Below are 22787 nucleotides of genomic sequence, written 5' to 3' on the forward strand. Positions count from 1 at the left end.
TCCTAGCTCCCGGCGTTTTCTCGGCCTGAAGTTCTCCGCGCGGTGGCAGCTTGTTTAAGCAGGCTGCGTGCGGAAAGCCACATGATCAGCCCGCCGAGCAGCCCCATCGACCCCATCCCGACGGCCAGGCCGGCCCACCATCCGCCCACGGTCATTCCGGTGGGGCTAGGTTGTGCTTCCACGCGGCGTATTCCGCCCTGGTTCGGGGCCACTCCCCCAGGTTGTTCGCTTATCGACGCCCCTCCGGCCAGTTCCTCTGACCCCGGAGGAAGCGTCGCTTCCTCCGGCGTCGCTTCCTCCGGCGTCGCTTCCTGCGGCGTCGCTTCCTGCGGTGCTGCGGGCGCCGGTGCAGAGGCTGGCCGCGCAGCCGGTGCCGACGGCGCGGCGGCAACGTGTTGTGCCGGTGCCGTAGCCGCAGTCGCGTTCTGCGCAGGGGCCTGCGCCGGCACCTGAGCCACCGGCTTCTTGTGAGCTGACGTCTCGGAGAGAACTGAAGCGGCGAGTTTGTCGGCGCTGCGCAGCATGGTGGTCAGGTCAGTGACTATGCCGCGTACTTCGTGGGGGTTCACGTGGCGCGTACTACCTGCCTGCTGGGTGTGGCCCGGCTGACCCTCGACCGCAAAGTGCGCGGTCAGAGGCACCCGGTAGGGTTCGCCATAAATATCTGTTCCGGAGTATTCGAAGGTCACGGTGTATGTTCCCGGCGCGCTGAAGAAGAATGCTTGGTGGTCGTGGGCGCCGGGAGCGTAGGTAACGGTTGTGGTGAGGTCGTCGGAATCGAGCGCCGTGGTGAAGTTGGTCAAGCCCACGTGTCCACTGACCATGCGCCCGGGGCCGGTGAACTCTGCGATCCGGAGAGTGATGGGCCCTTCCCCAAACATGTCTGCCCCGTCTTCGGCAGAGAATCCAACCCAGGGGACGTTCGGGTTTTCATTCTGTGTTTGGGGCAGGACCCAGACGCGCTGCGGCATTCCGGGGATGGTGAGGTCGGGGGTGGCTTGGGCGTGCTCTCCGACGACGAAAACGAATTGGCCCGATTCGTAGCGGTGTACCTCTTTGTTTTCGGTGGCTTTGAGGTAAGCGCTCATTTCGCCCAGATAGTTTGCCCCGAGCGACAGGTCCATGTGGCCACGTTCGATGCGGCGCTTGGTCGAATCTAGTTCAGGGGCGGGCACGCCGGGACGCCCGGGTTGCGGTGCCGGGCGTGTTCCAGAGGTGGCGCCGGTGGTTGTGCCCTCGGGTAGGCCGACCTGGGTGTCGTCGCCGACGAGCCAGATGAGTTCGCGGGGGGCGGATTCGACCGGGCGGCCGTCGTGAAGCGATCCGGTGACTTTCCACGTGGTCTTATATATTCCGGGTTTGGTGAAGGCCCAGGAGTTGTGGCCGTGGCTGCCTACGTAGACGGGGAATTTTTGTGGTCCGTCCGGGATGGAGAAGAGCCGTTCCGGTGCGGGGTCGGAGGCGACGGACGCGAATGCGTGCATGGCAGCGCCGGCGGGGATGGAGTAGTCGACGAGTTCGAAGGTGAGCTCGTCGCCGTACTGGGTGGGCACGTCCCATTCGTGCGCCGGGTCGAAGGCTCCGGTGCCGGCCCAGATGGGCTTGTTGCCTTGGCTAAACGGCATGTTCTGTGGCGCTAGCCAGATGGTGTGGCCTGGTTGTCCGAGGAATTCTAGGTGGTTTTTCGTGCCGGCGGGCTCGGGGAGGACGACACGGGAGAGGTCATTGCCCTGGGCGTCGGATTCAGGTGCCAGGCGTAGGCATACTGTGTCCATCGGCTGGACGTGCTGGCCATTAACCACCTGAATGTCCAGGTCGCCGGCCTGGTTGTGGGTGGCGTAGAGGGCGTCGACGTGCGAGTTGAAAAGGAGGTCGCGTCCGGCACACGGGTGGTCGAGTTGCTTATCGACGCCCACCGAATGCCCCACCATTCCGGGCTTGTGCAGGGATTCCTCCGCGTGGACCATGGGGCTGCTGGCAAGCGTGAGAGTAAGTGCGGCGGTCAGTGCTGCAAGGGGTGCTTTTAGTGGGCGCATTCTTTCTCCTTCACGTGCGGTACTGGGTAGGTTCGCTGGCCGGCGATGGTGGTGAGGATCCAGACCACGATGAACAGGGCGGTCAGGGTGAGAACAATCGTGGCGCCGGTGGGCAGGTCGATGGACCACGAGAGGTACAGCCCTACCACCGCGCCGATAACTCCGACGGTGACGGAGACGGCCATCATGGTGCTTAAACGTGTGGTCAGCAGGCGCGCCGTCGCAGCGGGCGTAATCAGCAGCGCGAGCACCAGGATTGTGCCGACCGCGCGCACGGAAATCACCACGGCCGCCGTGACGGCGAGGTAGATGATCAAGTCCATGGCGAAGACGCGGATGTTCATCACCTGCGCGGTCTCCCTATCCAGGGCCACCGCAACCAGCCGCGACGTGCACACAGTAATCACTGCGATCACCGCCGCGCCCACAACCGTGGAGACCACAATGTCTGTGGCAGAGATACCGGTTATCGAGCCAAAGAGAATAGAGGTCAGCGAGGTGGTGTAGCCCTGAATCCGGGACATAATAACCAGGCCCAGCGCGAACGCTGCGGCGAAGAATATTCCAATCGCGGAATCTTCGCGGACCTGCCGGCGTTGGGAGGTCACCGCGATGAGCACGGCGACTATGGCACCCGCGACCGCCCCGCCCAGCAGCACTGATCCTTGGAGTGCGAAGGCCACTGCGATGCCCGGGAAGATGGCGTGCGAGACCGCATCGCCAATAAACGCCATGCCACGCAGCACAACGTGCACGCCCACGACCGCGCACACGATGGCAGTAACCACGGCGATGCACAGCGCTTTCGGGAGGAAGCCGAGCGCAGGGTTGGTCAGGTCCTGGATGAATTCCAGCGGGCTGATCTCAAGCATTGCGCACCTCCGGTGCCGCCACGTTGATGGCGCGCAGGAGCGGTGAATCGGAACGCACCTGAAAAGTTTCCTGCCACAGTTCCGGGCTATCGACGTCCGCGAAGGTGCCGTAGGCGGTCACGCCACCGCGGAAGAGCATGAGGTGGCCGCACGCGTCGACAGCTTCGGGCAGGTTGTGCGTACTCATCATGAGCGCGGTCCCCTCCCCCGCCAACTGCGCGAACAGGTCAAGCAAAGCTTCCACCGACGGGTAATCCAGGCCGGTAAACGGCTCATCCAGGAAGAGCACCCGCGGTTCGGTGACCAAGGCACGCGCGATAAGCACGCGCTGACGTTGCCCACCCGAGAGCTCCGCGATGGGACGCGCAGACAAATCGTGCAGGCCCACATACGACAAAGACTTATCGACGGCCACCTGATCCTTCTTCCCCGGCAACTGCCACCACGGACGCCGGGCCACCAGCGCGTTGCGCACGGTTTGCGCGACGGTGATGGGGAAATCCCAGGCGACGTCGTGACGCTGGGGCACGTAGCCCAGGTGACGCCGGGCCGCCTTGCCGGTGTCACCACAGATGGTTGCGGTGCCGCGGTGCGGGATAAGTCCCATCATGGCGCGCATGAGTGTGGTTTTACCAGCGCCGTTGGGCCCGAGGAGGCCCACGAACTGGCCCGGGTAGAGCTGAAAGGAGACGTCGTCGAAGACGGCGCCTGTCCCGTAACTGACGGCGAGGTCTTCTACCTCAACGACCGGTTTCTGCGGTGCCGTCATGCGCGCTCACCGCCTGCGCTGCGCCGGCGGCGCACTGCCACCGCTGCGCCGACGAGCACTGCGATGATCACGGCCGCTGCCACGATATACAGCCACGTGGTGGAAGACGCGGGCGTGTATTCGGCGCGCGCTTGTTCGGAACCGACTTCGAAGCGCAGGGGCGCGGTGGCGCTGTACTCGGTGCCGTCGGCACCAGTAGCGGTGGCAGTGACGGTGAGTTCATAGGTACCCGGCGCGCTGAACACCCAGTTCGCGTGGGTGTGCGTGTTCATATCCACCCACAGGTCCTGCGGGAGGTTCTCCGCGGAGTTCCACAGCACCTGCGGTGCCTCAAAGCCACCGTTTTGGAGGAATAAGGAGAACTGCCCGGGGCCTTCCACCTGGGTCAAGGAGAGTGTCACACCCTGCGCCCCGGACTCAATCAGGCCGGGGTGTTGGGTGTTCCATCCCAACCAGGGGACGTCCGTGGCCTCGGTTTGGGGAAGCACCCACACCGGTTTACCTGCTTCCCCGCCGGTGAAGTCGTAGGCGCGGTCGTCGGGAAGCGTGATGGCCGCGTGATCGGGAACGTTGACTGTGACGTCGGAAAGTTCGCGCCACACTGGTGGTTGGGCGTGGTCGTCGCGGACTTTCAGGCTCATGGTGCGGGCGCCGCCGTCGTCTGTGATTGTGGGGCCGATGTCCGCGTGCCCTGCCGTTAACGTTGCGGATTCACCAGCCGGGGCGTGGCGTTCGTTGGCGTCCACGTGTTGTTGTAATGCGGGGTCGACGTGCCCGTGTGCGGGGGCTATAAGCGCGGACGGGATAAGCGCCGCGATAAGGCTAACGGTTGCGATGCGCGTGGCGCGAGTAGTCATTGTGGTCTCTTTTCTTCAGTTGTGTGCTGCCCCAGGCAGCGGGAAAGTTCTTCAGCGTTGGCGTCCATAAGCTCGATGTAGGAATTCACGTGTGGGGTGAAGGTATCGCCGTGGATCTGGCAGATCCCGACCCCGGCGCCGCGCGCGATCTCACTCAACGGAGTGCTTCGACCCGCTAGCTCCGGCTCAATGAACACGGCCGGGACGCGCAGGTTATCCAGCGCCGCGCGCACGGTGATGAGGTCCTGCGGCGAAGGCTCAATGGCCGGGTTCGGCGAGATCACCGCACCAATCTTCAGCCCGTAGGCTTCGGCGAGGTAGTTGTAACCGTCGTGCGTGGTCACCAGGGTCCGCTGCGCCGGTGGGATGGAGTCCACAGCTGCCTGCATTCGCTTATCGACGCCTTTCAGCCTGCCCACGTACTTCCGCGCATTGTGCGCGTACTCGGCTGCGCCTTCTGGGTCGATGGCGGCCAGCTGGTTTTCGATGACCTGCACGTACGCGATGACGTTGTCGGCGTCATGCCAGAGGTGTGGGTCAATTTCACCGTGGACATGCTTACCCAGAACCGCTTGCGGGAGGAGGTAGGTCTGCTCGCCAGGTTTTCCCAGGAACCGGTAGGTGGGGTCGGCAGGGATTTCTTGTAAGACGGATGCAGGCACCGCGATGACCGCATCTTCCGAGCGCACGGTTTCGGTCTCGGCGCCGTCGCCGACCAACAGCGTGGGCCGGCCTTGCCCCACGGAAATGTCTACGTGCCCATGATCTACGACGCGCTCTTTGGCCGCGTCCTGCGGAGGAACCCCGACTGCGACAGTGACCGTAGCGGGCTCCTCATCTGGGGCACCCACGTCGAGGGCATACACGCCCGGCTGACTAAACGCCCAGCTCACGTGCGTGTGCGCGCCGGCAGGCAGGACGATGGAATCGCGCTTATTTATCCCATCCGCAGAATCGAAGACCACCTCCGGGGTACCGAACGTCCCTGTGATGAAGGCGGCCACATCGCCGGGGCCGTGGACGTCGTGAAGCATGAGAGCCGTAGGGTCTTCTCCGGGTTCCACGCCAGAACGCATTCCCAGCCACACGGCGTCGAGGTTCACGTTTTCTACCAGCGGAATCTGGCGCGCGCCATAGGCCGTGGACTCTTCAGCGAGCGGGACGACGGGCGTGTCCGGCGCAGCGGATTCGTGGAGCGTTGAGGTCAGTGCGTCCGGCTCGAGGAGCAGTCCGTTGTAGAAAATGGCGTCCGCGTATGCGACCGAGCGCACCGTGCGCAGCGACGGCTCCGCGACGTGCGGGTCCATCCCCACGGGAATCAGTGAGGTGACGTCGGCGCGCTCACCTGCCACATTGCCCACAATGTCCGCGATAAGCGGGGTGCTGGCCACCACCTGTAGCGCGTCGTGGGTGGCTGGCGTGGGCGCAGAACAGCCGGTGAGCGCAGCCGCACCCACCGCCGCCAACGCCGCAGCAAGTTTAGAGGCCACGCCGGACCACCCGGGACACGTACAGCACAGCGGCACCGAAGATTAAGGCACCAAGCCCGAAGATCGCGCCCGGCACGGTGAACACCGTGGTCCCCGTGTCCGCAAGCTTCCCCGACCCCGCTGCGGGGGCGGCGCAATGGTCCTGGCCGTTCGGGTCGACGGCCGGACCGAAGTCGTAGTGGCCGTCGTTCGCGTTACCGGCACCCCCGACGACGAACGTGAGCGTGCCCGCCCCCGTAACAGTGCGCCCATCCTTGAGTTTCAACGACTGCTCCACATTCACCTGGTAGGTGCCCTCGGCGCCGAAGAGCCACGAAGGATGCACGTGAGTATTCAGGGGCAGGCGGACCTCGCCGCGCGCACCGCTCCCGTCGAACGTAAACCATTCTTCGCCCACGACCTGCCCCAGGCTGCCCTGCGTATACACGTACATCGGGCCCGGGCCAGTCACGGACTTCAGGCGCATCGTCACCTCCCCTGTGCCATGCTCCAGCACACTGGGGTGCTGCGTGTTCGCACCCAGCCACGGGACACCGGCCTGCTGCGTAGAACCAATCATCCACACTTGCCCCTTAAGCGGTCCGACCTGCTCCGGCAGAGTGATCTTGGCTGCCTCGCCGAGCCCAAAACGCAACGAATCCGCCGCCACCCACCCCTGCGGCCCCTTGACCATGGGGGTTAGAGCGGGCGTGCACTTTTCTTGGTTGCTTTGCGACGCCCCTCCGGCCCCCTGCGCCTGCTTAGCAGCAGGCGCAGCGGATGGTGCCGGCGCCGGTTTCTGCTTTGCGGGCGCAGCTGGAGCGGGGGCCGCGGGTGCTTGTGCCGGAGCTGCGGGCGCTGCGTAGGCGCTGGCACCTCCGACCTGCCAGGTGTAGCGGGCCGTATTGCTGCGCTGACCTCCCCCTTCAGCGACGACGTCCATCGTGTACATGCCAGGCTGGGTGAACGCCCAGTTAGCGTGGGTATGCCCAGGCTGTGACTGCACGATCTGCGAACCGGTGCGCAACGCGATGGAACCGTCCGCCGTCACGGCCTGAGCCCCACCGAAGGAAGCCGTCTGCCACACGTACACCTCGCCCGGGCCTGCAACCTGCGTGAAGTTCAAGGTAATTGAGTCCATACCTGCATCCGCGACCCCGAAGGTGTCCCAGCCGGGCCACAGGAGTCCGGCTTGCTGGGTTTGCGGAAGGAAATAGGACCCGGTGCCTATCGCGTCCACTTGGGCGGTGTCTTCTGTCCATGCGTTGTCCCCTACCTCGAGGAGGACGTCGCTAGCCTCGTGCTCCACGTGGGAGCCGGTGACGTCCTCTTTGAGGTTGAGGTGTAGTTGTCCGCCAGGGGCAGTGACGTTGAAGGCGTCGACATGCCCCTGGTTGAGTGTGACTGATTGCGCTGCCGCCGGCGTGGTTGTGATGACGGTCAGCGCGAACGCACTGATGAGTGCGCCGACGCGTGCTGATAGTCGTGTTAGCACCCGTTAAACCTCCTGCATACAGGTATTTTGCGGAACCCAAGCCCGCTATTGGTAACATTTCCCATTAACTCGTGCCGACTCTACACTATTGGGAATGCTTTTCGTTAACGGGTTACAGTGTCGAGCTGTTCGCGCACCCCGGACACCGGATTGTGGACTACCAACCACCCGCACCGAACACACTCAAGGGTCTTTCGCTGCCCATTTTTCTAGATTTGTAACACCCTGAGTGATACAAATCTATAAATTCTTGGCCCAGAAAGCTTGCACCATACAAAGACAGGCTCGACGCTGCCCCGAAAATTAGGAGCCGAACCACGATGTCGCGAAGCCTCCATTCTGCCGGTCGGTGCGGGACGAAATCGCAGGTCAGATTTTTGAAAAAGTTACAGAATGGAGGCCTTGCGACAACGATAACGAAAGCGGGATTGCCAATCTCCTGTTTCGGCGCCTTAGCGCGAGTTAAATAAAGAAAAGTAGGTCTCAAATCCGGAATAGCCGCGACTCACGGGCCTAGAACAGGTAACTGTAAACAGATCACATACTGCAGACTCTCGATCGGCGCATGTACTCAGCAACGATACTAAAAAGACATTCTGTAGCCGTCCGGGAAAATTCACCTTGGCGTTTAACGTGGATTAACTGCCAGAATGTCTTTTTTGTATCGCGCGCTGCCACCCGCACATAGCCGAGACACACCGGCGTGGCCATGGCGCAACCTCCACCACGACCGGCCACGCTTTTCCTTAACCCGAATCTGCCCCACGCATAGCAAAAGGCTCCAACCACATGGGTTGGAGCCTTTCGAAAGCTTTAGGTCGCGCGTTATGCGCAATCCGGAAGTCTTACTTCAGGGTGACCTTTGCGCCGGCCTCTTCGAGCTTAGCCTTTGCAGCCTCAGCGTCGTCCTTGTTTGCGCCCTCGAGGATAGCCTTAGGAGCGGACTCTACGAGCTCCTTAGCTTCCTTCAGACCCAGGCCGGAGACGATCTCGCGGACAGCCTTGATGACGCCGATCTTCTTAGCGCCTGCGTCCTCGATGACAACGTCGAACTCGGTCTTCTCTTCAGCTGCGCCAGCGTCGCCGCCAGCTGCACCTGCTGCTGCGACTGCAACTGGAGCTGCAGCCTCAACGTCGAATACCTCTTCGAATTCCTTAACGAACTCGGACAGTTCGATGAGGGTCATTTCCTTGAAAGCCTCGATGAGCTCATCCTTGGAAAGCTTAGCCATGGTGGCGTTCCTTTCTGTTGTGGTGCTGCCGGTTTAGGCGGGCACCGGAATGGTTTGGGGGGTTTGTTTACTCTGCCTGCTTCTTTTCCTCGAGGGCCGCTGCGAGGCGGACCATCTTGGAAGCCGGTGCGTTGAACACCGCTGCAGCCTTGGCCAAGCTGCCCTTCATTGCGCCAGCCAGCTTTGCCAGCGTGGTCTCGCGGTTGTCGAGGTCTGCGATAGCCTTTACCTGGTCGGCGGTCAGAGCCTTGCCGTCCATGTAGCCACCCTTGACGATGAAGGCGTCGTTGCCCTTGGCAAAGTCCTTCATGACCTTTGCAGCGTCAACAGCCTCGCCCTTGATGAAGGCGATAGCGGTTGGGCCGGTCAGGTGCTCGTCAAGTCCCTCGATGCCTGCGTCAGCAGCTGCGAGCTTCAGAAGGGTGTTCTTGGCGACGGAGTACTCGACATCCAGGCCGAGGTTGGTGCGCAGCTCAGTGATCTGAGCAACGGTCAGACCGCGGTACTCGGTGAGCACGACGGAGTCAGCCTCTGCGAAACGGTTCTTCAGCTCTGCGAGCTGTTCGACGTTCTTCGGGTTTGCCATGTACTTCGCCTCCTTCCTGACGTTCATATTTGTATTGTCCGCCGGAACTTCCCTGCCGCCACCAGAAGGTAGCCAACAAAAAAGCCCCGTGCAGGGAGCACAGGGCCTTAAATACTTTAAGGGCTCTAAAGTGTCTCCTGCGTGGGCCGCCTACTAGCGTAGGACCTTCGATCCGGCTAGCCGGATGACCGACGGTCTTCGGTGAAACTTGAGCTCAGCCCCACCGCAGCGGGACTGTTCAAACTTCGGGAGACAACCCTACTACGCGGCGTCGAGAAGCGCAAATCCCTTACGTTCCCTTGACGTTGAGCACCTGCCGCAAGGTGTGCGTGACGCGCACCAGCCCGCGGGCATCCTCCATGACCTGGTCGATGTCCTTGTATGCGTCGGGAATCTCGTCGATCCACGCTTCGCCCGGCCGGTACACGATGCCTTCCATGCGCGCGGCGAGGTCCTCAGCGGTGAACGCTTCGCGCGCTTTGCGACGACTCATCCTCCGGCCCGCACCGTGAGGTGCAGAATGAAGCCCCTTCGGATTGCCCAGCCCTTCGACAACGTAGGAAGACGTGCCCATTGAGCCCGGAATGAGCGCGGGGACGCCAGCGTCGGCCAGAACAGCGCCCTTGCGGGTCAACCACACCTGTTCACCATAGTGTTCCTCCCGCACCGTGTAGTTGTGGTGGCAGTTGATACGCTGCTCCTCCTCCACGGGGCGGCCCACAAAATCTCCGAGAGCCCGGGCGAAACGGTCCATCATCTCTTCCCTGTTGAGCCACGCAAAACGCTGCGCCCAGTGCAGGTCGGCCAGGTAAGCGTCGAATTCCGGGGTACCCTCCTCCAGGTACGCCAAGTCCTTGTGGGGCACGCGGTCTGCGGTCAGGCGCTGGGCAATTTTGATGTGCCGCTGCGCAATTTTGTTGCCCACGCCCCGAGAACCGGAGTGCAGGAACATCCAGACGCGGTCCTCCTCATCGAGGCATAGTTCGATGAAGTGGTTACCGCCGCCAAGCGAACCCAACTGCTGGCGCCAATTCTTCGAGTGCCGCAGATCTACCCCATCGCGGCGGGCCTGCGCGTCAAGCTCTCGGCACCGCTGTTCAGCGGATTCTGTGAGATTCCAGGAGTTGTAGTTCCCCGGGGAAAGGGGAATATCTGCTTCCAGGCGGTCGCGGAGCTCAACCAGATCACGGCCTTCCAAATCGGTGGCCGTGAATCTGGTTCTCACCCCGATCATCCCGCAGCCTATATCCACCCCGACCGCGGCGGGGATCACAGCACCTTTCGTCCCGAATACGGTGCCCACCGAGGAGCCCATCCCGAAGTGGGCGTCCGGCATGAGTGCCACGTGCGGGTAGATGAAGTCCAGTGTTGCCAGTTGGCCAACCTGCTCGAGGACCTCTGGTTCCAGATGTGATGCAAAGTTTTTAATGTCAGCCACAGTGTGACCCTTTCTGAAGTGTAAGGGCGCTACGGTTACGGCTGGTGGATACAAAAATTCCTCCACCTCAAGGCGTGTAATCGTAACGCCTGAAGCGGAGGAATAGCTGTCAGATTCTTACTCTAACAATCACCAGGGCAGGCGCATGCGCAACGTTGCCGATCGTGCTTTACGCCTATACACAGCATGTGCCTACTCTTTCTTTCCTGCGGTGATATTCCTAGCTGTACATTTTTAATACAGGAACTGCGCCCGCGCAAGCCCTAGGCGCTCGCAACGGGCTCTTTGAGCACGCCCGCGTGCAGTTCGAAGACCCGGTCGGCGATACCTAGCTGGGAATGGTCGTGGGTGATGATTAGTGTCGCAAGTCCGCGTTCACGGGTAAACCGTGCAATAAGTTCCATGATTTCTCCACTGAGGCTGGGATCAAGGGCGGACGTTGGTTCGTCGGCAAGCACTGCAACGGGGTCTCCCATCATGGCCCGTGCAATGTTGACGCGCTGCTGCTGGCCGCCGGAAAGCTTCTGGACCTGCTTATTAGCCATCGCTTCCATGCCCACTTCGTGGAGGACAGCGTCGGCGCGTTTTTCATCGAGCGCTTCGCCGCGGATGTGGTTGGTGATGAGTAGCTGCTCGCGCACGGTCAGGGAGGCCAGCAGGTTAGGGCGCTGGAACACCAGGCCGATCTTATCGCGGCGGACCGTCTCGTTGATTGGTTCTCCGTCGAGTGTTGCGGTGCCACTGGTTGGTTCGAGTAGCCCCGCCGCAACGGAGAGCAGCGTGGATTTTCCGGAACCGGATTCTCCGGTTACGACGGTGACGGTACCGGGCTCGAGGGTCAGGTTCACGCCGTCGAGCGGAGTGATAGTGGATTCTCCGTCTGGGAAGGTGACGGTGATGTCGCGTAGTTCAAGGCTCATTTTTAAGCTCCTAGGGCTAGTTCTGGATCAACGGATGCAACTTTTCGGGTGGCGATAACCGACCCGGCGATGCCCAGGATTCCCACGCCAACCATCGGGATTACGACGGACAACTCGAAGGGCAGCACATTGGCGGCGAGCAGGCCTAGGCCTGTTCCGGCAAGGCCACCGACGAGCACGCCTGCGATGACCACGATCGCGGCCTGGGATACAGCGTCTTTAAGCACGTACCCGGTGGAGGCACCGAGTGCACGCAGGACTGCGATGTCGCGAATGCGCTGCAGCGTCCATACGGATAGGAAAGCCACGATGATCAGCGCCGAGATGCCGTAGAGCAGGACCTGCATCGCTACCAGCGAACCGCGCTCGGAGGAGTACGCGGGAAGCGCGTCGAAGGAATCCTTGACTTTCAGCGCCTGGGTTCCGGCGACGGGTCCGTCTTCGCCCAGCATCTCGCTTTCTACGCCCCAGGCCATGAGGGCAGTTGGTTCGTCGGAATGCGCCAGCTTCTTCCACGTATCCAAACCCACATAGGCGGTTGGGGTGTGGCTGTAGTAGTAGGTATCGGTGGTATCCGCAACCTTCAGGTCCTGGCCGCCGACAGTGACGGTGTCGCCTACCTGTGCGTTTACTTCATCGGGGAGGACTAAGCCTTCAATATCGGGGAGCCCAAATAACGCGATGGAGGAAGTGGAGTCCGCGGTCTCAAGTCGGGTTTGGGTGATACCTAGTGGCACGACCTTGTCCGCATGCTGGGACCATGCTGCCCGCTGCTCGTTGTCGATGCGCGACTGGGTGAAGGTGACGCCGTCGTCAGCCTCAGAGAGGATATACGCATCAGGGTCTAAGTTCTCTACCGCCGACGTGTTCTGCGAGCTCAAGCCGTTGGTGAGCCCGGAAAGCATGACAAGCAGGAACGTCATCAGTGCGATCACAGCCGTAATGAGGCTGAAGCGGCCTTTCGCCCGCCGGATGTCGCGTAATGCCAGGTACATGGTGTCTCCTTCTGGTACCCAGGTGTCTGCCCGGGTCTCGTGTTCAGTGCTTTCAGTGTCCGTCACGCACGGGGTGCAGTACATCGGCCGGCGAGCCGGTTCTTCCCTCCACCACCTGGTTGATGCCAGGTCATCCAGGTTCTGCCTAGAGTGGTGGGGTGACCTCACCTGCTGCTTCCCCGCTTCACGACGACCCCTCCGGCCCCTTCCCGTCTCTTCCCCAAATCTTGCGGATTAGTCGTGGTTTGGTGCATGCGATGTTCATCGTGCTGTTTTTCATCGCGGTGGTGACTGACCCGCAGTGGCCTGCACTATTCCTTGGCGCTTGGTATTGCTTGGTGTGTGTGCAGCGGCGCGTGTACCCGCCCGGTGTGCGCTGGGCCTGGTGGGCCGTGTTGGCTGCGTTGTGGGCGTGGTGTGTGGCGTTAAGTAGTCAGTATTTGTGGCTGCTCTTCCCCATCGTCATTTATGCCATGGGCGTGGGTAGGTGTTGGTGGTCGCGGCTGGTTGCCGCGGCGGCGTCGTGGGCCGTGGTGCTCATACCGGCCACTACGCCGGCGCAAGTGATAGGGCCTGCTATCGGTACGGTTGTCGCCATCCTGGGTTTCGGCGCGTACGAAGCCCTACGCCGCGAGGCCGAGTACTACTCTGACCTTGCCCGCCGCCTCCAAGCCACGCAGCACCAACTTATCCGCGCAGAAACGGAAGCCGCCCGCGAAGCGGAACGTTCCCGCTGGTCCCGCGAAGTCCACGACACCCTCGCCCAGGGTTTCAACTCCATCGTCTTATTCGCCCAAGCCGAGCAGGCCCAGCCGGGTACCCAGGCACAGCGCATCGAAGCGATTGCCAGGGAGAACCTGAAGCAGGCCCGCGCGCTGGTCCAGGGCAAGATTCGGACCTCCAAACTCGAGGAGCTGGCCCGGGGCGCCGGGGATCACGGCGTCGAGGTCACCATTTCTGGGGAAGCGCCGCAGGAGTTGCAGGAACCGATTGAGCGGATCGTCCGTGAGGCTCTGAATAACGTCGTGAAGCATTCTGGGGCAACGCACGCCCAGGTCACGATCACCCCGTGGCCCGAAGCCGTGAGCGTGGACATCCACGACAATGGCCGCGGCTGGGACGGTTCCGAGGGCACCGGCATCACCGGCATGCGGGCGCGCGTGGCGGAGGTTGGTGGTAGGTTTTCCATCGAATCCACAGACGGAACCACGGTATCCGCGTACATCCCAAGGAGGGCCCATGATTAATGTCATGCTTATCGACGACCATCCGGTAGTCCGCGCCGGCCTCCAAACAATCCTGGAATCCCACCCCGACATCCACGTTATCGCCACGGGATCAAACGGAGCTGACGCTATCAATTCCGATTTGAGCGACGTCGACGTGGTAGTCATGGACATCCAGATGCCCGGAGTCGACGGCATTGAGGCTACCCGCGCCATCGATACCCCAGTACTAATCTTGACTACCTACGACACCCAAGCAAACATCCTCGCTGCTTTAGAGGCGGGCGCTTTGGGATACCTCCTCAAAGATGCCCCGGTAGAGGAATTGCACCGCGCTGTCGTCGCGACAGCCGCGGGCAAGCGTACCCTCTCCCCTGAAGTCGCCACCGTCCTTGCGGCGCGCGTGGCCTCCCCCGAAATGTCGCTCACGCCGCGCGAAATTGAGATCGTCCGGGCGCTGGAAACCGGCGCCACCAACGGGCAGCTGGCCAAACAGCTGTTTATTTCCGTGGCGACGGTAAAGACGCACTTGCTGCACATTTACCAAAAACTAGGTGTGGAATCACGAACAGCCGCCGTGACAGAGGCACGACGGCTGAAACTGATCTAGGAACCTTCGTCCGGGTTTCTGATTTCCTTGTAGTCCGGATCGCGCCAGTCCACGTTCGCGTTGTCCTTGGTGTCCAAACCTTGGCTCTTCGCCTCAGGAACGAGGGCAAAAATATTCCGGCGGGCACGCCCGGCACGCAGCTGACGTTCCACGCGGCCGGCCAACGCCGTGAGACTGTAATTAATCAGAATCATGATTGCCGCTACCACGATGAGCGACGGCAGGTAGTTGCGGTTGACTGCCGAAGATTGGATGCCCTGGCGCACAATCTCCACGTAACCAATCTGGTAGCCAAGCGCAGAGTCCTTTAGCGCAATGACCAGCTGCGCGATGAGTGCCGGCAGCATCGCTGCGACAGCCTGCGGGAGCAGAATCTTCCACTGAATCTGACTATGCGAAAGGCCTAACGCCGCAGCCGCCTCGGACTGACCCTTCGGCAGGGATTTGATGCCCGAACGCAAAATCTCGGCAATCACCGACCCGTTATACATTGTCAGCGCGAAGACCACTGCTACGAGCGCCAATTCCTTAGGCGGCACCACCTTGTACAGCGCCAGCGCTTGGTAGCTGAAGATGATCAGCAAGAGGACTGGGATCGCGCGGAAAAACTCGATGATAACTGCGCATACCCAGCGCACCGGGGCGTGCTGGGACAAACGGCCGAGGCCCAGAATTGTTCCCATAGCGCACGCCAAGATGATGGAGAAGAACGCCGCTTTAAGGGTGCCGATCAGACCTGGAATCAGATACGTTTTCCACGTATTGGAGTTAAGGAAAGGTGTCCATTTCTCCGCCTCCAGCTGGCCTGCTTCCCCCAACGTGGAGAGCACCCACCAGGCTGCGACGACCAGAATTACCAGCGTTATTCCCGTGTATACCCGGTTGCGGGCACGGGCCCTGGGGCCGGGCTGATCATAGAGGACAGTTGCACGTACGCTCATTAGCTCTTCACCGCCATCTTGTCTGCAAGTCTTCCAATTCCCAGCCCCATCGGCAGGGTCAAGATCATGAAGCCGATGGCGAAGCATGCGAAGATGACCCACAGCTGGCTTGCGTGATTTTCGATGACTTCTTTCATCAGCAGGGAGGCTTCCGCAACGCCAATGACCGAGGCAATCGTGGTGTTTTTCGTCAGCGCGATGAGAGTGTTACCCAAGGGAACAATCGCCGCACGCAGGGCCTGTGGAAACACGATTGTGGTGAACGTTTGCCCGAAACTCAATCCCAGGGAGCGGGCGGCTTCTGCCTGCCCAAAGCTCACCGTATTGATTCCTGCGCGCAAGCATTCAGCAACAAACGCGGACGTGTACAAAATGAACCCGAGCACAGCCAGCCGGAAATTATTGTCGGCCAGGAAAGTGCTACTGTCGCGATCTGCTAACGCCAGTCCGAGCGTCTGATACAAACCGAAGGAGCAGAACAGAACAACCAAGGTCAGCGGGGTATTACGCACCGTGTTGATGTAGGCAGATGCCAGCGTTCGCAGGATACCTACCGGTGAGACCCGCATCGCGGTCAACATCGTTCCCAGCACAAGGGAACCCAAAGCCGAGTACACGGTTAGTTTGATAGTGAGCCAGAAGGCCGACAAAATCGCCGGCCACAGCTGTTGCCACATGGCTTCCATCGCGAACTACTTTACAAAGCTGAGGTCGCCGACCTTACCCGCCTGAACACCTTCAGCGGAACCCAGGTTCTTAGACAGCAAGGTTTCAAACTCACCGGAATCGATGAGCGCCGTGAGCGCATCGTTGATAGCTTGGGTAGCCTCGGCGTCATCTTTCTTCAGACCCACGCCGTAGTATTCGTCGGTGAACGGCTTGCCATCCTTTTCCAGCTCGACGACCTTAAACTTGCCCGGATCCTGCTCGGAGTACCCGTTAAGAATCGTTGCATCCGTGGTCATGGCGTCGACGTTGCCTTGGCGGAGCGCCTCTACGCAGGACGAGTAGGTGTCGTACTCCTGCAGCTGCACGCCCGGAAGCACATCCTTAATCTTCTGCGCTGGGGTGGAGCCGGTAACCGAGCACAGGATCTTCCCTGATTCCAGGTCCTCCAACTTGGTGATGTCACTGTTGTCCTGATTCACCAGCAGCGCCTGGTGCGTCACCAGGTAGGGGCCGCCGAAGTTTACGGATTCTGCGCGCGAGGCATTGATGGAATACGTCGCAGCGATGAGGTCAACTTCACCGTTTTGGATCAGCGTTTCACGCTGTGCCGACGGGGTTTCACGCCAGGTAATCTGCGGTTCAGCAACACCGCGCTCTTTCGCAATGTGATTCACCACGTAGGTTGCGACATCAACGTCAAAGCCCGACATAGAACCATCAGCGTTCTGCAGGCCTAGACCCGGCTGGTCGTACTTGGTGCCCAGGGTGACCTGGCCGGCGTCGATAGCCTCCAGAAGGCTCGCAGAGCCTGCGTCCCCGGAGCAAGCGACAAGCCCGGTTGCGCCGAGAGCGGCGACGGCGGACAAGGAAGCGATTTTGATTGCGTTGGTGCGGTTGAACATGGGATTCTCCTTGTGTGAAGTGGTTTAGTGGGACAAGATCTTGCCGAGGAAGTCCTTGGCACGATCACTGCGCGGATTGTCAAAGAAAGACTCCGGATCGGTGTCTTCAATGATGTGCCCGTCTGCCATGAATAGGATGCGGTCTGCTGCCTTGCGGGCGAATCCCATTTCGTGGGTGACACACACCATGGTCATTCCTTCCTCGGCCAGGTTGGTCATGACGTCAAGGACTTCGTTGACCATCTCGGGATCAAGGGCGGAGGTTGGCTCGTCGAAAAGCATGACCTTCGGCTTCATCGCGAGCGCCCGGGCGATAGCGACGCGCTGCTGCTGACCGCCCGAAAGCTGTGCCGGATATTTGTCCGCCTGGTTGCCGATCCCAACACGGTCCAAGAGTTTGTCTGCTAGTGCTGTGGCGTCAGCTTTGTCCATCTTGCGCACCTTGATAGGGCCAAGAGTGACGTTGTCGCGAATTGTCATGTGGGGGAAGAGATTGAACTGCTGGAACACCATGCCGATGTCGGCCCGCAGGTTCGCTAACTCTTTCCCCTCCTCGGGGAGCGGTGCGCCGTCAATGGTGATGGTGCCTTCTTCGATTGTCTCGAGCCGATTGATGGTGCGGCACAGAGTCGATTTACCGCTTCCCGACGGCCCTAGCACCACAACGACTTGCCCGCGAGGAATTGCTAGGTTGATATCCGTCAGCGCGTGGAAGTCGCCGAAGTACTTATTTACTCCGTCCAGTTTAACCATGGGAGCACCCGAATCGTTGATGTGATTCGAATCATCCCATTGCGTGATGTGCGTCATAGCAAGAACACTAGACTGCGACCTCCATTAAATACACCTGCATTTGTGCCCTGTAACACCTTTATAGCCCTCAGCAGGTGTTTTTAGGACTAATCTTTTAAAGGGAGTATCTAATTTGCCCCCGAAATCACACCCACACCCCGTATCTAACCAATAAAAAATCCCCTCGAGCGTGTGCTCGAGGGGTACTAGGGAAATCTTATGCGATCTCCGAGTAGTTCTTCTGAACCGACGGGTCAACTGGAACGCCAGGACCGGTGGTGGAAGACAGGGTGATCTTCTTCAGGTAGATACCCTTGGAGGAGGAAGGCTTGATACGGATCAGCTCGTCGAGGAGTGCGCCGTAGTTTTCAGCCAGCTGCTCAGCGGTGAAGGATGCCTTACCGATTGCAGCGTGCAGGTTGGAAGCCTTGTCCACGCGGAAGGAGATCTTGCCGCCCTTGACCTCGGCAACAGCCTTTGCAACGTCAGGGGTGACGGTGCCGGTCTTAGGGTTAGGCATCAGACCACGTGGGCCCAGGACGCGAGCGACGCGGCCAACCTTAGCCATCTGGTCTGGGGTTGCGATTGCAACGTCGAAGTCGATGGGGCCGGCGTTGATCTGCTCGATCAGTTCGTCGGTGCCAACGATGTCTGCGCCAGCTTCCTGAGCTGCGGTTGCGTTCGGGCCTTCTGCGAAGACAGCGACGCGGACGGTCTTACCGGTGCCGTGTGGCAGGGAGACGGTGCCACGGACCAGCTGGTCTGCCTTACGTGGGTCAACGCCCAGGCGGACAGCGACGTCGACGGTTGCGTCGAAGTTCTTGGAGGAGGTGTCCTTGACCAGCTTCGCTGCGTTCAGCGGGTGGTATTCCTTGGAGCGGTCAATCTTTGCTGCCTGCTCCTTGTAAGCCTTAGAAGTCTTGCTCATTGAAAATCCTTAAATCTCTTTAGGGGTTGTGGTGTGCGGGCCGAAGCTGGCCCTGCCACGCGCCACCGTCACACTTCAGCGCGGTGGCGCTTGACCAAATTAGTCGTTGACAACAATGCCCATGGAACGAGCAGTACCAGCGATGATCTTCGCTGCTGCGTCGATGTCACGAGCGTTGAGGTCTGGCTTCTTCTGCTCAGCGATCTCACGAACCTGTGCCATGGTGACGGAGCCAACCTTGTCGGTGTGAGGAACGCCGGAACCCTTTGCCAGGCCAGCTGCCTTGAGCAGGAGCTTGGCTGCTGGTGGGGTCTTGAGCTTGAAGTCGAAGGAGCGGTCTTCGTAGACGGTGATCTCAACTGGGATCACGTTGCCGCGCTGGCTTTCAGTTGCTGCGTTGTAAGCCTTGCAGAACTCCATGATGTTCACGCCGTGAGCACCCAGAGCAGGACCGACTGGAGGAGCTGGGTTTGCAGCGCCTGCCTCGATCTGCAGCTTGATGAAGCCAGTAACCTTCTTCTTTGGAGCCATTTCGATTTCCTTTCCGTGGTATCGCACGCGGGGCTCATCGAAAATAACCCTGCGCACTACCGGATGCTAGGCCCCGCTACCAGGCAAAACCTGGATCTTCACGTAACCCGGCCACCGGGGATTCAAAGTTCAATGCGTGCAAAAACACGCGAGGAAATATCTTACGCTTTTACCAGCAGAAATGCTAATCGACGCCCTCCCGGTTTCACACCGGATGGACGTCGATAAGCAGCGGGAAAAGATTACATAATCTTCTCAACCTGATCGGCAGTCAACTCCACTGGAGTCTCGCGGCCAAAGATGGAAACGAGCGCCTGCATCTTGCCGGTCTCCGGGTCGATGGAAGAAATCGTCGCGGAGACAGAAGCCAGTGGGCCGGTGAGAATGGTGACGGACTCCCCGACCTCGAAGTCGAGCTGGGCCTTCGGAGCGGAATGATCCTCCGGCATTGCCACAACCTGGTCGCCCTCGGCGTCGGTCTTCGGCTTATCCTCGCTGGCCTCCTGCGGCATGAGGAACTTCGCGACGTCCCGGTGCTTGACCGGCGTAGCGTTGCCCTCATTACCCACGAACGAAGTCACGCCCGGGGTCTCACGGACGACAGACCAGGAACGATCGTTGATGTCCATGCGGACCAGAACGTAGCCCGGCAGCAGCTTGCGCTTCACCAGCTTGCGCTTGCCGTCCTTGATTTCAGTGACCTGCTCGACTGGGACGACAACCTCGAAGATGGAGTCCTCGACCTCGAGGGTCTGGGCACGCATGTCCAGGTTCGTCTTCACCTTGTTTTCGTAACCGGAGTAGCACTGAATGATGTACCACTGGCCGTCCTGCTTCTTCAGCTCACGAGTGAACTTGCGCAGACGAGCCTTGTATTCGGCGTCGCCGTCCTCGGCGGGAGCCTCCGGCGATTCTGGGCTGCCTGCAGCGTCGGCCTGGGCGGCAACTGCTGCGTCGACTTCCTGGGTGGTAGCGGACTCTTCAGGCAGGGTGCCATCCTCAGCGGGGGCAGACTCTGCTTCATTGTCAGCCTCTGCGGCTGCGTCCTGCGTAGCTTTGAGGGCCTTGTTGACGGCTTCGTCGAAGGATTCTTCCTCAATTACTGGGTTGTCTGGGGTGTTGTCCATGTGTGTCTCTCCACTCCGAAAGGGCTGGTGGTTTAAAGATTAATCCCGCCTCCCCAGCGGCGCTGAGGGGCGGGAACATTCCTACCGGAATCCTACTACGGGACGAGAACCTGTTCAACTCCCCAACCCGCTGCGGCATCCACGCCGAAAACCAAGGCAGTAAGGATAATCAGGAATCCGAATACCACGAGGGTGTAGGTGACCATTTCGCGTGCAGTCGGCCAAATGACCTTGCGCATTTCCTGAACGACCTCAGGAAGGAAAGAGACAACCCCATTGCCCTTGTTATCTTCCCCGTCAGGAGTATCAACCTTCTTGGCTTCATACGAAGCAGTGGTCGTCGTTGCAGCACCGGTACGCTGGCGCTTACCCGTTGGTGTGCGCTTCTGCGGATCGACTGGTTCGCTCACTGCCCGTGCCTCCTGCTAAATACTTGGCAGGGATGACAGGACTCGAACCTGCAACCTACGGTTTTGGAGACCGTTGCGCTACCAATTGCGCCACATCCCTATCGCCACAAACGTGGCAACACGGCAACCCTACCAAAGGTGAGGGTAAAAATAAAGCACACGCGCGAGCACGTGTGCTTTACGCCGTAGCGGTGGAGAGACTCGAACTCTCGACCTCACGATTATGAGTCGTGCGCTCTCACCAACTGAGCTACACCGCCATGTGTTCCGCACAAATCAATTAACCCATGAGAAACAACAGAGCCCCCTGTCAGAATCGAACTGACGACCTTTTCCTTACCATGGAAACGCTCTGCCGACTGAGCTAAGGGGGCACACTTCACACTTCACATCACAATTTCTTGCGCTGCTCTGCGCTGAAGCTGTTAAAGAGATTAACCGACAGCGCTATACAACACAAATCCGCAGGCCAACGTTAATTTTGAGCAGTTATGTAGCAGGCATAGCGTGCGAATTATGAGGGTCAGGTACCTACCGTTCCCCGTGAGCCATAAGCGATCAGATTTCTCACATGACGTCCGTAGCCCCTCCCCCCACGCTGCGCCCTCCCGGAAGACGCATGAGCCGGCAGTGATACGAAAAAGACATTCTGCGACCTTCTGGGAAAATTCACCTTGGGGTTTAATGCGCACTAACTGGCAGAATGTCTTTTTCGTATCACGCGCTGCAATCCGCGCATGCCCCACCCCGCACATGAAAAATCTCCCCCTCACGAATACCCGTGAGGAGGAGATAACACGCGTGCCAGGTAGAAGATTCGAACTTCTGAAGGCATACGCCGGCGGATTTACAGTCCGCTTCCTTTGGCCGCTCGGACAACCTGGCGTGCAGGTGATAACACTAATGGATTACAGGCCCGCACACAAATAAGCAGGTCACAGGCGTTAAAGCCTTAGCCGACCCGCTGCACCGTGAACTGTGCCAGGGAGCGCAGCGCTCGGGTTGTTGCGTTGTCTGGGAGCACGGAAATGTGGGATTCGGCGACCTTGATCCAGTGGTGGACGTCGTTAAGCGCAGCCTCGCGGCCACCTGACTGCTCGAGCAGTGCGAGGGCGCGGGCGACGTCTTCGTCGGCGGTCAGCGGGCCGGTGAGGAGGCCACGCAGTTCTTCGCCGACGGGCGTGCCCTCTGCCAGCGCGTGCAATACGGGCAGCGTGAACACGCCCTCGCGCAGGTCGGTGCCGCGTTCCTTGCCCGATTCCTCGTTGGTGGAATAGATGTCGATGATGTCGTCGACGATCTGGAACACCACGCCCACCGCGCGCCCGTAGCCGCGCAGCGCATCCACATATTCCGCAGGTGCTCCGGCGTGCAGGGACCCCAGGTAGCCAGCGGAGGCGATGAGCACGCCCGTCTTCTCCTGAATCACCTTGGTGTAATGCTCGATGGGATCCTTTCCCTCGGCGCCCACCGTTTCACGCATCTGGCCGGTGACCAGTTCGCCGAAGGTTTCAGAGAAGTGCCGGACAGTGGGAACGCCCAGGTCGGCCATCAGCCCGGATGCTTGCGCAAGGAGGTGATCGCCGGCAAGGATGGCCACCGAGTTCCCCCAGCGCGCATTGGCGGATTCCACGCCGCGACGGCGAGGGGACTCGTCCATGACGTCATCGTGGTACAGGGTGGCCAGGTGGGTCATCTCGACCAGGGCGGCCGCTTTGACTACGTCGTCGGACTCCGCGTCGGGCCCGTACTGCGCCGCAAGGAGCGCGAACATGGGCCGGAACCGCTTGCCACCAGCGTTAACAAGGTGCATGACCTTGTCGGTGATGACATCATCGCCGTGAGACAGCTCCGTGCGCAAAAGGTTCTCTACACGGGAAAGCCCTGCAAGGATGCGGGCTTCGAGTTCGTCGTCACCGAGATGCAGCGCACCGGTAACGACGCCGGGGGTGCCGGCAGGGTGTGTCATATCTGTGATCCTT

At 60.4% G+C, this 22787-nt stretch carries 22 protein-coding genes and 4 tRNA genes; 2 read left to right on the forward strand and 24 right to left on the reverse strand.

The window, feature by feature from the left end:
• Positions 1 to 2: 2 nt before the first annotated feature.
• The 11 genes from ATK06_RS01540 to ATK06_RS01590 all read right to left on the reverse strand — a co-directional run bounded on the left by ATK06_RS01540 (position 3) and on the right by ATK06_RS01590 (position 12669).
• Complete coding sequence (locus tag ATK06_RS01540; RefSeq protein WP_098388718.1) at positions 3 to 2036, reverse strand: choice-of-anchor M domain-containing protein; 2034 nt, start codon at positions 2034 to 2036, stop codon at positions 3 to 5.
• Entirely contained in the window at positions 2024 to 2908 is an 885-nt protein-coding gene (locus ATK06_RS01545; protein WP_048379959.1) for an anchored repeat-type ABC transporter permease subunit, read from the reverse strand. Before ATK06_RS01545 ends, ATK06_RS01540 begins: the two co-directional genes overlap by 13 nt.
• On the reverse strand, positions 2901 to 3677 hold the full coding sequence (locus tag ATK06_RS01550) for an anchored repeat-type ABC transporter ATP-binding subunit (protein WP_048379960.1): 777 nt from the start codon (positions 3675 to 3677) through the stop codon (positions 2901 to 2903). Before ATK06_RS01550 ends, ATK06_RS01545 begins: the two co-directional genes overlap by 8 nt.
• Positions 3674 to 4534 carry a choice-of-anchor M domain-containing protein gene (locus ATK06_RS01555; protein ID WP_048379963.1) on the reverse strand — a complete coding sequence of 287 codons (861 nt, stop codon included), beginning with the start codon at positions 4532 to 4534 and terminating at the stop codon, positions 3674 to 3676. Before ATK06_RS01555 ends, ATK06_RS01550 begins: the two co-directional genes overlap by 4 nt.
• Positions 4531 to 6024 (reverse strand): anchored repeat ABC transporter, substrate-binding protein, encoded by a 1494-nt coding sequence (locus ATK06_RS01560; RefSeq protein ID WP_098388719.1) that lies wholly within the window; start codon positions 6022 to 6024, stop codon positions 4531 to 4533. The genes ATK06_RS01555 and ATK06_RS01560 overlap by 4 nt, the downstream gene beginning before the upstream one ends.
• Complete coding sequence (locus ATK06_RS01565) at positions 6014 to 7498, reverse strand: choice-of-anchor M domain-containing protein (RefSeq protein WP_098388720.1); 1485 nt, start codon at positions 7496 to 7498, stop codon at positions 6014 to 6016. Before ATK06_RS01565 ends, ATK06_RS01560 begins: the two co-directional genes overlap by 11 nt.
• Positions 7499 to 8343: 845 nt before the next feature.
• A complete protein-coding gene (gene rplL, locus ATK06_RS01570) occupies positions 8344 to 8730 on the reverse strand; it encodes a 50S ribosomal protein L7/L12 (protein WP_048379965.1) in 387 nt (128 codons plus the stop codon).
• A gap of 67 nt (positions 8731 to 8797) precedes the next feature.
• The gene (gene rplJ, locus ATK06_RS01575) at positions 8798 to 9316 is read right to left on the reverse strand and encodes a 50S ribosomal protein L10 (protein ID WP_048379966.1); all 519 of its coding nucleotides are present in this window, start codon (positions 9314 to 9316) and stop codon (positions 8798 to 8800) included.
• A gap of 289 nt (positions 9317 to 9605) precedes the next feature.
• Entirely contained in the window at positions 9606 to 10754 is a 1149-nt protein-coding gene (locus tag ATK06_RS01580; protein WP_098388721.1) for an RtcB family protein, read from the reverse strand.
• Between the two features lie 263 nt (positions 10755 to 11017).
• Entirely contained in the window at positions 11018 to 11674 is a 657-nt protein-coding gene (locus tag ATK06_RS01585; RefSeq protein WP_048379968.1) for an ABC transporter ATP-binding protein, read from the reverse strand.
• 2 nt (positions 11675 to 11676) lie between these two features.
• Positions 11677 to 12669, reverse strand: coding sequence for an FtsX-like permease family protein (locus ATK06_RS01590; RefSeq protein WP_098388722.1), 993 nt, complete (start codon positions 12667 to 12669; stop codon positions 11677 to 11679).
• Between the two features lie 158 nt (positions 12670 to 12827).
• On the opposite strand from ATK06_RS01590, the gene ATK06_RS01595 reads away from it, so the two are divergent.
• Both ATK06_RS01595 and ATK06_RS01600 read left to right on the forward strand, forming a co-directional pair.
• The gene (locus ATK06_RS01595) at positions 12828 to 13916 is read left to right on the forward strand and encodes a sensor histidine kinase (RefSeq protein WP_143341370.1); all 1089 of its coding nucleotides are present in this window, start codon (positions 12828 to 12830) and stop codon (positions 13914 to 13916) included.
• Entirely contained in the window at positions 13909 to 14505 is a 597-nt protein-coding gene (locus ATK06_RS01600; RefSeq protein WP_098388723.1) for a response regulator, read from the forward strand. Before ATK06_RS01595 ends, ATK06_RS01600 begins: the two co-directional genes overlap by 8 nt.
• Here the strand turns inward: ATK06_RS01600 and ATK06_RS01605 are convergent.
• The 13 genes from ATK06_RS01605 to ATK06_RS01665 form a co-directional block, all read right to left on the reverse strand.
• Entirely contained in the window at positions 14502 to 15446 is a 945-nt protein-coding gene (locus ATK06_RS01605) for an amino acid ABC transporter permease (RefSeq protein ID WP_048379970.1), read from the reverse strand. The two genes, ATK06_RS01600 and ATK06_RS01605, sit on opposite strands and share 4 nt — an antisense overlap.
• Positions 15446 to 16132, reverse strand: coding sequence for an amino acid ABC transporter permease (locus ATK06_RS01610; RefSeq protein ID WP_048379972.1), 687 nt, complete (start codon positions 16130 to 16132; stop codon positions 15446 to 15448). Before ATK06_RS01610 ends, ATK06_RS01605 begins: the two co-directional genes overlap by 1 nt.
• 6 nt (positions 16133 to 16138) lie before the next feature.
• Positions 16139 to 17017, reverse strand: a complete 879-nt coding sequence (locus tag ATK06_RS01615) for a glutamate ABC transporter substrate-binding protein (RefSeq protein ID WP_098388724.1) — start codon at positions 17015 to 17017, stop codon at positions 16139 to 16141.
• Positions 17018 to 17041: 24 nt separating this feature from the next.
• Positions 17042 to 17770, reverse strand: coding sequence for a glutamate ABC transporter ATP-binding protein GluA (gluA, locus tag ATK06_RS01620; protein ID WP_048380210.1), 729 nt, complete (start codon positions 17768 to 17770; stop codon positions 17042 to 17044).
• 256 nt (positions 17771 to 18026) lie between these two features.
• Complete coding sequence (gene rplA / locus ATK06_RS01625; protein WP_098388725.1) at positions 18027 to 18737, reverse strand: 50S ribosomal protein L1; 711 nt, start codon at positions 18735 to 18737, stop codon at positions 18027 to 18029.
• 99 nt (positions 18738 to 18836) lie between these two features.
• On the reverse strand, positions 18837 to 19268 hold the full coding sequence (gene rplK / locus ATK06_RS01630; RefSeq protein WP_098388726.1) for a 50S ribosomal protein L11: 432 nt from the start codon (positions 19266 to 19268) through the stop codon (positions 18837 to 18839).
• Positions 19269 to 19510: 242 nt separating this feature from the next.
• Positions 19511 to 20395 carry a transcription termination/antitermination protein NusG gene (gene nusG, locus ATK06_RS01635; RefSeq protein WP_098388727.1) on the reverse strand — a complete coding sequence of 295 codons (885 nt, stop codon included), beginning with the start codon at positions 20393 to 20395 and terminating at the stop codon, positions 19511 to 19513.
• Positions 20396 to 20490: 95 nt separating this feature from the next.
• Complete coding sequence (gene secE / locus ATK06_RS01640) at positions 20491 to 20805, reverse strand: preprotein translocase subunit SecE (RefSeq protein ID WP_098388728.1); 315 nt, start codon at positions 20803 to 20805, stop codon at positions 20491 to 20493.
• A gap of 24 nt (positions 20806 to 20829) precedes the next feature.
• A tRNA-Trp gene (locus tag ATK06_RS01645) sits at positions 20830 to 20905 on the reverse strand.
• An 86-nt stretch (positions 20906 to 20991) separates the two neighbouring features.
• A tRNA-Met gene (locus ATK06_RS01650) sits at positions 20992 to 21065 on the reverse strand.
• Positions 21066 to 21106: 41 nt separating this feature from the next.
• Positions 21107 to 21179 (reverse strand) — tRNA-Thr (locus tag ATK06_RS01655).
• A gap of 428 nt (positions 21180 to 21607) precedes the next feature.
• A tRNA-Tyr gene (locus tag ATK06_RS01660) sits at positions 21608 to 21690 on the reverse strand.
• Between the two features lie 67 nt (positions 21691 to 21757).
• Positions 21758 to 22774, reverse strand: a complete 1017-nt coding sequence (locus ATK06_RS01665; protein ID WP_098388729.1) for a polyprenyl synthetase family protein — start codon at positions 22772 to 22774, stop codon at positions 21758 to 21760.
• Between the last annotated feature and the right edge of the window lie 13 nt (positions 22775 to 22787).

This window comes from Corynebacterium renale, assembly GCF_002563965.1.
GTDB classification, from domain to species: Bacteria; Actinomycetota; Actinomycetes; order Mycobacteriales; family Mycobacteriaceae; genus Corynebacterium; species Corynebacterium renale.

What these genes read in the sequence shown, in the direction of transcription:
- ATK06_RS01540 (WP_098388718.1), bottom strand. Translation starts at nt 2,036, where the DNA reads ATGCGCCCACTAAAAGCACCCCTTGCAGCACTGACCGCCGCACTTACT.
- ATK06_RS01545 (WP_048379959.1), bottom strand. Translation starts at nt 2,908, where the DNA reads ATGCTTGAGATCAGCCCGCTGGAATTCATCCAGGACCTGACCAACCCT.
- ATK06_RS01550 (WP_048379960.1), bottom strand. Translation starts at nt 3,677, where the DNA reads ATGACGGCACCGCAGAAACCGGTCGTTGAGGTAGAAGACCTCGCCGTC.
- ATK06_RS01555 (WP_048379963.1), bottom strand. Translation starts at nt 4,534, where the DNA reads ATGACTACTCGCGCCACGCGCATCGCAACCGTTAGCCTTATCGCGGCG.
- rplL (WP_048379965.1), bottom strand. Translation starts at nt 8,730, where the DNA reads ATGGCTAAGCTTTCCAAGGATGAGCTCATCGAGGCTTTCAAGGAAATG.
- rplJ (WP_048379966.1), bottom strand. Translation starts at nt 9,316, where the DNA reads ATGGCAAACCCGAAGAACGTCGAACAGCTCGCAGAGCTGAAGAACCGT.
- ATK06_RS01585 (WP_048379968.1), bottom strand. Translation starts at nt 11,674, where the DNA reads ATGAGCCTTGAACTACGCGACATCACCGTCACCTTCCCAGACGGAGAA.
- ATK06_RS01590 (WP_098388722.1), bottom strand. Translation starts at nt 12,669, where the DNA reads ATGTACCTGGCATTACGCGACATCCGGCGGGCGAAAGGCCGCTTCAGC.
- ATK06_RS01600 (WP_098388723.1), top strand. Translation starts at nt 13,909, where the DNA reads ATGATTAATGTCATGCTTATCGACGACCATCCGGTAGTCCGCGCCGGC.
- ATK06_RS01605 (WP_048379970.1), bottom strand. Translation starts at nt 15,446, where the DNA reads ATGAGCGTACGTGCAACTGTCCTCTATGATCAGCCCGGCCCCAGGGCC.
- ATK06_RS01610 (WP_048379972.1), bottom strand. Translation starts at nt 16,132, where the DNA reads ATGGAAGCCATGTGGCAACAGCTGTGGCCGGCGATTTTGTCGGCCTTC.
- ATK06_RS01615 (WP_098388724.1), bottom strand. Translation starts at nt 17,017, where the DNA reads ATGTTCAACCGCACCAACGCAATCAAAATCGCTTCCTTGTCCGCCGTC.
- gluA (WP_048380210.1), bottom strand. Translation starts at nt 17,770, where the DNA reads ATGGTTAAACTGGACGGAGTAAATAAGTACTTCGGCGACTTCCACGCG.
- rplA (WP_098388725.1), bottom strand. Translation starts at nt 18,737, where the DNA reads ATGAGCAAGACTTCTAAGGCTTACAAGGAGCAGGCAGCAAAGATTGAC.
- rplK (WP_098388726.1), bottom strand. Translation starts at nt 19,268, where the DNA reads ATGGCTCCAAAGAAGAAGGTTACTGGCTTCATCAAGCTGCAGATCGAG.
- nusG (WP_098388727.1), bottom strand. Translation starts at nt 20,395, where the DNA reads ATGGACAACACCCCAGACAACCCAGTAATTGAGGAAGAATCCTTCGAC.
- ATK06_RS01665 (WP_098388729.1), bottom strand. Translation starts at nt 22,774, where the DNA reads ATGACACACCCTGCCGGCACCCCCGGCGTCGTTACCGGTGCGCTGCAT.